The organism is Pseudomonas sp. Xaverov 259 (assembly GCF_019352915.1).
GTDB lineage: Bacteria > Pseudomonadota > Gammaproteobacteria > Pseudomonadales > Pseudomonadaceae > Aquipseudomonas.
Genome location: NZ_JAAAFV010000040.1, coordinates 1 through 10,484, shown reverse-complemented (window position 1 = coordinate 10,484; position 10,484 = coordinate 1). Strand labels below are relative to the sequence as shown.

The 10,484-nt window shown below is 59.7% G+C and carries 10 protein-coding genes; 7 read left to right on the top strand and 3 right to left on the bottom strand.

The window, feature by feature from the left end:
* Window positions 1–29: 29 nt before the first annotated feature.
* On the bottom strand, window positions 30–923 hold the full coding sequence (locus K0H48_RS17120; RefSeq protein WP_219268380.1) for a LysR family transcriptional regulator: 894 nt from the start codon (window positions 921–923) through the stop codon (window positions 30–32).
* A gap of 129 nt (window positions 924–1,052) precedes the next feature.
* Between K0H48_RS17120 and K0H48_RS17115 the strand changes: the two genes are divergently transcribed.
* Together K0H48_RS17115 and K0H48_RS17110 are read left to right on the top strand one after the other, a co-directional pair.
* On the top strand, window positions 1,053–2,699 hold the full coding sequence (locus K0H48_RS17115) for a GMC family oxidoreductase (protein ID WP_219268379.1): 1,647 nt from the start codon (window positions 1,053–1,055) through the stop codon (window positions 2,697–2,699).
* Between the two features lie 65 nt (window positions 2,700–2,764).
* Window positions 2,765–4,387: an MFS transporter gene (locus K0H48_RS17110; RefSeq protein WP_219268378.1), complete on the top strand. Its 1,623-nt coding sequence runs from the start codon at window positions 2,765–2,767 to the stop codon at window positions 4,385–4,387.
* A 1-nt stretch (window position 4,388) separates the two neighbouring features.
* Here the strand turns inward: K0H48_RS17110 and K0H48_RS17105 are convergent, their stop codons facing one another.
* Entirely contained in the window at window positions 4,389–4,547 is a 159-nt protein-coding gene (locus K0H48_RS17105; RefSeq protein WP_219268377.1) for a hypothetical protein, read from the bottom strand.
* On the opposite strand from K0H48_RS17105, the gene K0H48_RS17100 reads away from it, so the two are divergent.
* The 4 genes from K0H48_RS17100 (at window position 4,546) to K0H48_RS17085 (ending at window position 8,857) form a co-directional block, all read left to right on the top strand.
* Entirely contained in the window at window positions 4,546–6,495 is a 1,950-nt protein-coding gene (locus K0H48_RS17100) for a DNA topoisomerase III (protein WP_219268376.1), read from the top strand. The two genes, K0H48_RS17105 and K0H48_RS17100, sit on opposite strands and share 2 nt — an antisense overlap.
* A gap of 132 nt (window positions 6,496–6,627) precedes the next feature.
* Window positions 6,628–7,068: a CBS domain-containing protein gene (locus K0H48_RS17095; RefSeq protein WP_219268375.1), complete on the top strand. Its 441-nt coding sequence runs from the start codon at window positions 6,628–6,630 to the stop codon at window positions 7,066–7,068.
* Window positions 7,069–7,076: 8 nt separating this feature from the next.
* Entirely contained in the window at window positions 7,077–7,925 is an 849-nt protein-coding gene (locus K0H48_RS17090; RefSeq protein WP_219268374.1) for an NAD-dependent protein deacetylase, read from the top strand.
* A 602-nt stretch (window positions 7,926–8,527) separates the two neighbouring features.
* A complete protein-coding gene (locus K0H48_RS17085; protein ID WP_138815508.1) occupies window positions 8,528–8,857 on the top strand; it encodes a hypothetical protein in 330 nt (109 codons plus the stop codon).
* 122 nt (window positions 8,858–8,979) lie between these two features.
* On the opposite strand, the gene K0H48_RS17080 is transcribed toward K0H48_RS17085, so the two are convergent.
* Window positions 8,980–9,882: a LysR family transcriptional regulator gene (locus K0H48_RS17080; RefSeq protein WP_219268373.1), complete on the bottom strand. Its 903-nt coding sequence runs from the start codon at window positions 9,880–9,882 to the stop codon at window positions 8,980–8,982.
* Window positions 9,883–10,015: 133 nt separating this feature from the next.
* On the opposite strand from K0H48_RS17080, the gene K0H48_RS17075 reads away from it, so the two are divergent.
* A partial coding sequence (locus K0H48_RS17075; protein ID WP_219268372.1) for a CoA transferase subunit A occupies window positions 10,016–10,484 on the top strand: 469 nt, incomplete at its 3' end.

The following is a 10,484-nucleotide window of genomic DNA, read 5'->3' as shown; positions in this document are numbered from 1 at the left end:
GCCCGCTCCCACATGTTTATCCGGTTTCTTCAGTGGGTTTCGCCGAGCAGCAACCCCTGCTCCCGCGCGCACAACTCCACCACATAATCCCACAGCACCCGCAACCGCACCGATTTGTGCAGCTCCCGGCGCGAACTGATCCAGTAACTGCGCTGGATGCTTTCTGTCGGCAGCAGTGGCACCAGCTCCGGGTCGCCAGCTGCCATGAAGCACGGCAACACCGCAATGCCCAATCCCGAACGTGCCGCCTGGTGTTGAGCAATCACGCTGGTGCTGTGGAATACCACTTTGGGGTTGCGGCAAAAGCTGCTGAGGAACTTGAGTTCCTGGCTGAACAGCAGGTCATCCACGTAATCGATCCAGGCATGGGCGGCGAGGTCTTCGCGCTTTTCGATCGGCGGGTTGCGCGCAAGGTAGGCGCGGCTGGCGTAGAGCGCCAGGCGGTAGTCGGTGAGTTTGCGCGTGACGAGTTGGTCGACGCTGGGGCGTTCGAGGTGGATGCTGATTTCCGCTTCACGGTTGAGAATGCTCACAAAGCGCGGCACCGCCACCAGCTCCACTTCCAGCCCCGGATAACGCTCGAACAGCCCGCCCATGCGGCTGGCGAGGAACATCACGCCCAAACCCTCGGCCACGCCAAGGCGGATCTTGCCCAGCGGCGCAGCCGAATGGGTGAGTTCGTCTTCGGCCAACAGCGCGACGTTTTCCATGGCTTCGGCGTGCTTAAGCAGGGCTTCACCGGAAGGCGTCAGTTCGTAGCCTTGGGCATGCTGCACGAACAGCGCAGTGCCGAGGCTTTTCTCGATGGCCTCGATATGCCGGGCCACCGTAGCGTGCGTGGTTTTCAGGCGCTGCGCAGCGGTGAGCAGGCGGCCGCTGCGTTGCAACTCAAGAAAAAACCGCAGGTCATTCCAGTCGAACATGTCGCCTCCAATGCGAGAGCCTGAGCCGCGCTGTTTAAAAACGCACAGCAGCTGGGTAAAAACTAACATTTTTAAGACGAAAACTAACAACTAGGATGGGGCCAATAAGAAAAACAAGCGAGACCTCAGATGCCCATTGCAACTGCTGAATACGATTACATCGTCGTAGGCGCCGGCCCCGCAGGCTGCCTGCTGGCTAATCGATTGTCCGCCAACCCCGCCCACCGCGTGCTGCTGCTCGAAGCCGGTGGCCGCGACAATTACCCCTGGATCCACATCCCCGTCGGCTACCTGTTCTGCATCGGCAACCCGCGCACCGACTGGTGCTTCAAGACTGAAGCCCAGGAAGGCCTGCAAGGCCGTGCACTGAGTTACCCACGCGGCAAGGTGCTGGGCGGCTGTTCCTCCATTAACGGCATGATCTATATGCGCGGCCAAGCCCAGGATTACGACGGCTGGGCCGCCGCAGGCAACCCCGGCTGGGCCTGGAAAGACGTGCTGCCACTGTTCAAACAGAGCGAAAACCATTTTGCCGGCGGCTCGGAATTTCACAGCGATGGTGGTGAGTGGCGCGTGGAGCAACAGCGCCTGCACTGGCCGATCCTCGATGCCTTTCGCGATGCGGCGGCGCAAAGTGGTATCGCGCCAATCAGCGATTTCAACCAGGGCGACAATGAAGGCTGCGGCTACTTCCAGGTCAACCAAAAAGCCGGGGTGCGCTGGAACGCGGCCAAGGCGTTTCTCAAGCCGATCCGCCAGCGGCCCAACCTCACTGTGCTGACCGAAGTGGAGGTCGACCGTGTAGTGCTGGAAAACGGCCGCGCTTCGGCCGTGGTCGGGCGTCAACATGGGCAACAGCTGAGCTGGAAGGCACGCAAGGAAATCGTCCTGTGCGCCGGTTCTGTTGGTTCGCCCGGTATTCTGCAGCGTTCGGGGATTGGCCCGTCCACTGTGCTCAAGCCCTCGGGCATCAACGTGCTGCATGAACTGCCGGGGGTCGGCGGCAACCTGCAGGATCATCTGCAACTGCGCCTGATCTACAAGCTCGAAAACGCACGCACCCTGAACCAGATCGCCGGCACGGTGTGGGGCAAGATGGGCATGGGCCTGCGCTACCTGTATGACCGCAGCGGCCCATTGTCGATGGCGCCCAGCCAGCTCGGCGCCTTCGCCCGCTCCGGCCCGGAGCAGACGTCGGCCAACCTTGAATACCATGTGCAACCGCTGTCATTGGAACGTTTTGGCGAGCCATTGCATGCGTTCCCGGCTTTTACCGCGTCAGTCTGCGACTTGCGCCCGCAAAGCCGTGGCCGCATTGATATCCGCTCAGCCAACCCGGCAGATGCACCCCTGATACGGCCCAACTACCTCAGCCACCCCGAAGATTTGCGCGTAGCCGCAGACGCGATCCGCCTGACCCGCCGCATCGTCGCCGCACCGGCCCTGAGCCAGTTCAAGCCGGTGGAATACCTGCCAGGCGACGCGCTGCAAACCGAAGAGCAGCTGCATGAAGCCGCCGCGCGTATCGGCACGACAATTTTTCACCCGGTGGGCACTTGCCGCATGGGCGATGACAAAGAGGCAGTGGTCGATGCCCAACTGCGCGTGCATGGCGTGCCGGGCCTGCGTATTGCCGATGCCTCGGTGATGCCACGCATTACATCCGGCAACACCTGCTCACCTACACTGATGATTGCGGAAAAGGCAGCGCAGCTGATGCTTTCGCCGAACACAAGGAGTCTCGCCCCGCAGAGAGAAACGGTTCATGCAATCTGAATAGCGGCGCCGCACCCGGCGCCGACAGTGGAACAACAATAAATAATCACTGTGAGGGATACCCGATGTCAGAACATGCTCAACCCCTGGGTTCGGCCGTCAAGGCGAGCACCCGCAGCGAATCAAGGAAAGTCATCTTCGCCTCGTCTTTAGGGACGGTGTTCGAGTGGTACGACTTTTTCCTCTACGGCGCCCTGGCGGCAGTGATCAGCAAGCAATTTTTTGCCGGGGTCAACGACACCACGGCGTTTATCTTTGCCTTGATGGCCTTTGCCGCAGGTTTTGTGGTGCGCCCGTTCGGCGCGCTGGTGTTCGGCCGCCTGGGCGACATGATCGGGCGCAAGTACACGTTTTTGGTCACCATCATACTGATGGGCGTGGCGACCTTCTGTGTCGGGCTGTTGCCCACCTATGCCAGCATCGGCATTGCGGCGCCGATCATTCTGATCGTGCTGCGCATGCTGCAAGGCCTGGCGTTGGGCGGTGAATATGGCGGTGCAGCCACCTATGTGGCCGAGCATGCACCGGCCGGTAAACGCGGCCTTCACACCAGCTGGATTCAATCCACCGCCACCCTGGGCCTGCTGCTGTCGCTGCTGGTAGTGCTGGCTTGCCGTTACTTCACCGGCGACCAGTTCGAGGTGTGGGGCTGGCGCATTCCGTTCCTGTTCTCGATTGTGCTGCTGGGTATTTCCACCTGGATCCGCATGAGCCTGCATGAGTCGCCGGCATTCCTGAAAATGAAAGAGGAAGGCAAGGCGAGCAAGTCGCCGATCCGCGAATCCTTCGGCAAATGGGAAAACCTCAAGGTGGTGCTGATTGCGCTGTTCAGCATCAACGGCGGGCAGGCCGTGACCTTTTATGCGGCGCAGTTCTATGTGCTGTTCTTCCTCACACAGTTCCTGAAGATGGACCCGGCCCTGGCCAATATGCTGTTGATTATCAGCGTAGTGATCGGCGCGCCGTTCTTCATCCTGTTTGGCTGGCTGTCGGACAAGGTTGGGCGCAAACCGGTGCTGATGCTCGGCTTGCTGCTGGCCACCGCGCTGTACTTCCCGATCTTCAAAGGGCTGGCGCACTACACCAACCCGGCGATGGACCAGGCCAGCCACCAGGCTCCGATCACCGTATTGGCTGACCCGGCCACCTGCACCTTCCAGTTCGACCCGGTGGGCAAGGCGCGTTTTGACAGCCCGTGCGACAAGGTCAAGACCTTCCTGGTTAAGCAAGGTCTGCCATACAGCAGCGCCGCCGCGCCAGCCGGCAGCCCGGTGCAGGTAAGCGTGGGTGATGTGCGCATCGACGGTTACGACGAAGCGGCCCTGCGCGGCGCGGTGACCCTGGCCGGCTACCCGACTTCGGCGGATGTGGCCCAGGTCAACAAGGTGATGGTGGTGGTACTGATCGTGGTGCTGATCCTGATCGCGGCCATGTGCTACGGCCCGCTGGCGGCGCTGATGGTGGAACTGTTCCCGACGCGTATCCGCTACACCTCGATGTCGCTGCCCTACCACATCGGTAACGGCTGGTTTGGCGGGTTCCTGCCAACGGTGTCGTTTGCCTTGGTGGTGTACACCGGCGATATCTTCTACGGCTTGTGGTACCCGGTGGTGGTGACCGGCGTGAGCTTGATTGTGGGGTTATTCTGCCTCAAGGAAACCAAGGACGTAGACATCAATAACAATTGAGTCAGCTGCAAGCTGCAAGCGCCAGGTAAAAGCTGATCGGCTTCTGCTTGTCGCTTGCAGCTTGAAACTTATAGCTGTACATCCATACAGATAATGGTTGCTCAATTGCCTTTGACTGAGCATCCTGCAAGGCATCAACCCGATCTGATGTGATGACCATGCGGCTGTACCTCTGTGAAAAACCCTCCCAGGCCAAGGATATCGCGGCCGTGCTCGGTGCCAGTCGGCGTGGCGACGGGTGCTGGCTGGGCAACGGGGTCACCGTCACCTGGTGCATCGGTCACCTGCTGGAAACCGCCCCGCCCGACGCTTACGACGCCAAATACAAGCGCTGGGTGCTGGCCGACCTGCCAATCGTGCCGGAAAAATGGAAGATGCTGGTCAAGCCCAAGACCGCCAGCCAGTTCAAGGCCGTCAAGCGTTTGCTCGGGGAAGCCCAGGAACTGGTGATCGCCACCGACGCCGACCGCGAAGGCGAGATGATCGCCCGTGAGCTGGTGGAGCACTGCCGCTATCGCGGACCGATCCAGCGCTTGTGGCTGTCGGCACTGGATGATGCCTCCATTCGCAAAGCCCTCACCGCCCTCAAACCTGGCGCCGAAACCTTCAGCCTGTATCACTCGGCCCTCGGCCGCTCACGCGCCGACTGGCTGATCGGCATGAACATGAGTCGCTTGTTTACCTTGCTCGGGCGCCAATCCGGCTATCAAGGCGTATTGCCGGTGGGCCGCGTGCAAACCCCGACCTTGCGCCTGGTAGTGGACCGCGATCGCAGCATCGCCGACTTTGTGCCAGTGGCTTACTGGGCCATTGATGTCGACTTGCGGCATGAACGCATGACCTTCACGGCTCAATGGCGCGCTGCTGAGGATGCCTGCGACGATCAAGGCCGCTGTCTTAACCCGCAACTGGCTCGCGATGCCGCCGAAGCGATGACCAACGCCGCCAGCGCCCGGCTGGTCAAACTGCGTACCGAGCGCATGCGTGAAGTCGCGCCCCTGCCCTTCGACCTCGGCACATTGCAGGAAATCTGTTCCAAGAAGCTCGGCCTGGGTGCTCAGGAAACCCTGGACATTGCGCAGTCCCTTTACGAAACCCACAAAGTCATCACCTACCCTCGCAGTGATTGCGGCTACCTGCCACTCAGCCAGCACAGTGATGCGCCGAAGATTTTGGCCGCGCTGGCCCGCGCGGATGCTGCCGTCAATGAGCTGATGCCGCACATCGACCCGCAACGCCGCTCGCGGGCTTGGAACGACGCCAAGGTCAGTGCGCACCACGGCATCATTCCTACCGGTGCCGGTAAGGACGTCGCGCAACTGGCCGGTAAGCACCGTGCGGTCTACACGCTGATTCGCGCACGTTACCTCGCGCAGTTCCTGCCCAACCACGAATATGATCGCACCCAGGCGGATTTCGACTGCGCAGGCCAAGCCTTGCGCGCGGTAGGCAAAGTCATCATCGAGCCGGGCTGGAAACGCGCCCTGCCCGAGGCACTGGCGCCCGCCAAAGGCCGTGAAGCTCCCGCACCGCAGGCCTTGCCGACTTTGGTGCAAGGCCAGGATTACGCGGTGGCCAAGGTCAACCTCAAGGACCTGTGGACCCAGCCGCCCAAGCCGTTCACCGAGGGCGACCTGATCAAGGCAATGAAAAACGTCGCCAAACTGGTGCAAGACCCGCTGCTCAAGCAAAAGCTCAAAGACACCACCGGCATCGGCACCGAAGCCACCCGCGCCGGAATTATCCAGGGCTTGCTCGACCGCGGTTACCTGGTCAAAAACGGCAAGGCACTGTCGGCCACGCCAGCGGCGTTCAGCCTGATCGACGCGGTGCCTCGGGCGATTGCCGACCCAGGCACCACTGCGATCTGGGAGCAGGCTCTGGACATGGTGCAAAGCGGCGAAATGAGCCTGGAAGAATTCGTCGCCAAGCAGGCGGCCTGGATGAGCAAACAAGTGGCACGCTGCAATGGCATGCGCATGACCATCACCGGCCCAGCCAGCCCGGCAGGTCGAGGCGCTACGCCGTGGAAAAACAAACGCAAGGCTGCACCGCGCAAGACCACAGGCGCTCCAAAGCGGGCGAAAAAACCGAAAAGTGCCGGCTAAATCGCGAAATAATCCGGCGAATGACGTTTTTCGACGGGTTTAACGCCGCTTTGGGCCTTGCGGCGCTGTAGCCCGTCTAGGATTCTGTAGGGGACTCGCTGACTTCCTAACAACAACACCGGAGTGGCCGCCATGAAAACCGTTGCACAAGTGCTCAAAGCCAAGGACCAGAAAAATCAGGACGTGCATACCATTCAATGGGACCACACGGTATTTGAGGCGCTGGTGCGGATGTCAGAGAAAAACGTCGGGGCCTTGCCGGTGGTCAAGGAGGGTTCGGTTGTTGGGATCATCAGCGAACGTGATTACGCACGCAAACTCATCCTCAAGGGCCTGTCGTCGGTCAAAACCCGAGTTGATGAGGTGATGAGTTCCCCTGTGATCACCGTTGATACCCATAAAAGTGTCGAAGAATGCATGAACATCATGACCGACAGTCACCTGCGCCACCTGCCCGTGGTCGAAGACGGCAAACTGCTGGGCCTGCTGTCCATCGGTGACTTGGTAAAAGAGGCCATTGCCGAACAGGCCGACCTGATCAAACAGCTGGAGCAGTACATCCGCGGCGAATAGGGGAACCCATGCTCGATACGCTGGACCATCAAAAAGACCACCTCGACACCCTGTACCGGGCCATGGCTGAACGACGCTTTTTGGTCTTGACCGGTGCAGGTATCAGCACGTCATCGGGCATCCCGGATTATCGCGACAGCGAAGGCGTGCGCCGTGGCAAGGCGCCGATGATGTACCAGGAATTCCTCGCCACCGCGCAGGCGCGTCGCCGCTATTGGGCACGCGCCATGCTGGGCTGGCCACGGGTGCGTATTGCGCAGCCGAACCAGGCTCATCGGGCACTGACCACGCTGCAGCAACGCGAGCGTATCAGCGGGCTGATCACGCAAAACGTCGATACCCTGCATGATCAGGCCGGCAGCCATGATGTGATCGAACTGCATGGCAGCCTGCACCGTGTGCTGTGCCTGGACTGCCAGCAGCGCAGTACCCGCGATGTGATTCAGCGGCAGATGGAAATCGACAATCCTTACCTGATGCAGGTCCACGCGGTGCAGGCGCCCGACGGTGACACCCTGCTCGACCCGACCTTTGAAGAACGCTTCCAGGTTCCGCGCTGCCCCCATTGCAATGGCGAACGGCTAAAGCCAGACGTTGTGTTTTTTGGCGAGAATGTGGCACCGGCTACAGCAGCCAGGGCCATGGCCGCCGTGGAGCATGCAGATGGGCTGCTGGTGGTCGGCTCATCGCTTATGGCCTATTCGGCGTTTCGCCTGTGCAAAGCGATGGTGGAACAAGGCAAGCCGGTAATCGCCATCAACCTGGGCAAGACCCGTGGGGATGAGCTGTTGCAGGTGAAAATCGAGGCGTCATGCGAGCGGTTGTTGCCCCTGCTGGCCGAGCGATTGCGTCAGTAGGCACACTGCAAATTCAATTGTGGGAGCTGGCTTGCCTGCGATAGCGGTGTATCAGTTAACAACTCTTTGGCTGACACACCGTTATCGCAGGCAAGCCAGCTCCCACAGGGTTTTCGCGTTGTATTGACTGCCTGCCCACCGAGACCCACCGCACAAAAAATGACGCCCAAGTCACGTTTCCCCGCATTCTCCCGTCCCCACAGCGATTTATGTAGTGAGCAAAAAAAATCACTACATAACCGTTGACGTAACCTTTTTGTCCTTGCATTATCGAGACGTCTCCCGGATCGGGAGCGTTGGTAACACGCGTTTTGAACAAGCTCGTCTGACCGCCGAGCTGTTTTTTCCGGATGTGCACTGCCCACAAGGCAGCTTGATGAAGCTGACCGGCCCGCAAGGATCGGTACAAGGAGCTCAAACGCTGCTTGTCTTCGCGATGAAACCATCGCGTAGCCGTTCATCAGCAGGACTACATGCATCAGGTTCAAGACCCTGCCCGTATTCGGCAGACCGTTACTGACGCCCGGTTTTCGGAACCGGAGACAACTAAGCAGTTTTAACGAACCAACTGATAGATCGCCAACTGGTCAAGGGGCTTACACATGAATCTGAACAACCAACCAACTATCGATGAATTGGCTGAGATGTTCGCAGCGCAAAAAGACAAACTCGACGACCATATCCTGTGGATTGGCAAATCGGGCGAAGTCAAAATTGACTGCCTGGCGCCCCACACCGAAGAAGCCGAGTTCGACCGCACTCACCGTGAACTGGCGGCGCGCCTGAAGATGTACCGCCGCGGCCAGGGTTATGTCGGCAAGAAAGCGGCGGCCGATCGAAACTTCATTGAGCAAGTGTTCGACACGCTTAACAATGCCTGGGCATCTTTTAAGGATAACTCGCAAGTTAAAGTGATCGACCGCTACTACTAAGTAAAACTTGCCCACTGTGGGAGCTGGTTTGTTTACGATAACGGTTTAACGGCCAACACGTTTGTTGAATGTTAACTAGCTATCGCAGGCAAGCCAGCTCCCACATTTGTTTTGTGGCGTGCTTAAAACGTCGGGAAACGTCCCTTCGCCGCTTCATCGCGGAAAATATCAAACAACACCTGCGCCGCCGCCGACAGTTCATGACCGGGCTTGGTCAACACACCAATCGGCCGCTCGATGACCGGGGTACTCAAGGTGATGCAATGGGCGCCCGCCTCCTCCATCTGGCGCGCGCATAGCGCCGGCACGGCGCTGACACCCAGGCCACTGGCAACCATCTTGCCGACCGTGGCCAATTGATGACTTTCCAACGCCACCGGCAATTTCATCTGCAAGGCCCCGAGATGCTCCTCCAGCATCACGCGCACCGTCGAGGGCCGTTGCAGGGTGATGAATGGGTGTTCCAACAGGGTTTTCCAGTCGACTTCGGTACGCTGCGCCAAGGGCGAGTCACCGGGCACCACCGCAATAAACCGGTCCAGGTATAAAGGCGTGAAGGCCAGTGACGAACCTTCGGACGGCTCGAACGCCACGCCCAGCTCCACTTGGCGATCGCGGACCATTTCCAGCACCTGTTCATTGATCAGGTCGTGCACCGTCACATTCACGTGCGGGTAACGCGCGCGGAATATCTTCAGGATCGGTGGCAGCAGGTTGCCCGCAAACGACGGCATCGCCGCCACGGTGACGCGGCCCCGCTGCAGGGTGAAACGCTGACGCAGTTCGTCTTCGGCGTTGTCCCAGTCGGCAATCAGTCGACGTGCCAGCGGCAGCAGCGATTCACCTTCAGGCGTCAGTGCAACGTTGCGGGTATTACGGCTGAACAGGCGGCCACCCAAGCCCTCCTCCAAGCCCTTGATCGTCAGGCTCAGCGCCGACTGGGAAAGGTGCAGGCGCTCGCAGGCAGCGGCGAAACTCAGGCTTTGGGCCACGGCGAGAAAGGCACGCATCTGTTTGACGGTCATGAGGCTGCTCCGGGCGGCGATTGGACTATGCTGTTTTCTAAATCAATCAACCTTAAAAAACAACTTAACAAATCAATCCGTCAGCGCAACACTCAGTTCATTGGCTGGCCCACACACAATAAAAGAGGTGCATATGGCAGGTTTCGATAAACGCGTGGCGTCCTATGAAGAAGCGCTGGCAGGCCTGGAAGACGGCATGACCGTGCTCTCCGGTGGTTTTGGCCTGTGCGGCATTCCAGAAAACCTCATCGCCGAGATCAAGCGCAAAGGCACCCGTGACCTGACCGTGGTTTCCAACAACTGCGGCGTCGACGGGTTTGGCCTGGGCGTATTGCTGGAAGAAAAGCAGATCAGCAAGGTAATCGCCTCCTACGTCGGTGAAAACGCGCTGTTCGAAAAGCAACTGCTCAGCGGCGAAATCGAAGTGGTGCTCACGCCCCAAGGCACCCTGGCCGAGAAAATGCGCGCAGGCGGTGCCGGCATCCCGGCTTTCTTCACCGCGACCGGCGTCGGTACTCCAGTGGCCGAAGGCAAGGAGACCCGCGAGTTCAACGGTCGCCCGTACCTGATGGAAGAGTCCATCACCGGCGACTTCGCCATTG

What these genes read in the sequence shown, in the direction of transcription:
- K0H48_RS17080 (WP_219268373.1), bottom strand. Translation starts at nt 9,882, where the DNA reads ATGACCGTCAAACAGATGCGTGCCTTTCTCGCCGTGGCCCAAAGCCTG.
- K0H48_RS17100 (WP_219268376.1), top strand. Translation starts at nt 4,546, where the DNA reads ATGCGGCTGTACCTCTGTGAAAAACCCTCCCAGGCCAAGGATATCGCG.
- K0H48_RS17115 (WP_219268379.1), top strand. Translation starts at nt 1,053, where the DNA reads ATGCCCATTGCAACTGCTGAATACGATTACATCGTCGTAGGCGCCGGC.
- K0H48_RS17085 (WP_138815508.1), top strand. Translation starts at nt 8,528, where the DNA reads ATGAATCTGAACAACCAACCAACTATCGATGAATTGGCTGAGATGTTC.
- K0H48_RS17090 (WP_219268374.1), top strand. Translation starts at nt 7,077, where the DNA reads ATGCTCGATACGCTGGACCATCAAAAAGACCACCTCGACACCCTGTAC.
- K0H48_RS17105 (WP_219268377.1), bottom strand. Translation starts at nt 4,547, where the DNA reads ATGGTCATCACATCAGATCGGGTTGATGCCTTGCAGGATGCTCAGTCA.
- K0H48_RS17095 (WP_219268375.1), top strand. Translation starts at nt 6,628, where the DNA reads ATGAAAACCGTTGCACAAGTGCTCAAAGCCAAGGACCAGAAAAATCAG.
- K0H48_RS17110 (WP_219268378.1), top strand. Translation starts at nt 2,765, where the DNA reads ATGTCAGAACATGCTCAACCCCTGGGTTCGGCCGTCAAGGCGAGCACC.
- K0H48_RS17120 (WP_219268380.1), bottom strand. Translation starts at nt 923, where the DNA reads ATGTTCGACTGGAATGACCTGCGGTTTTTTCTTGAGTTGCAACGCAGC.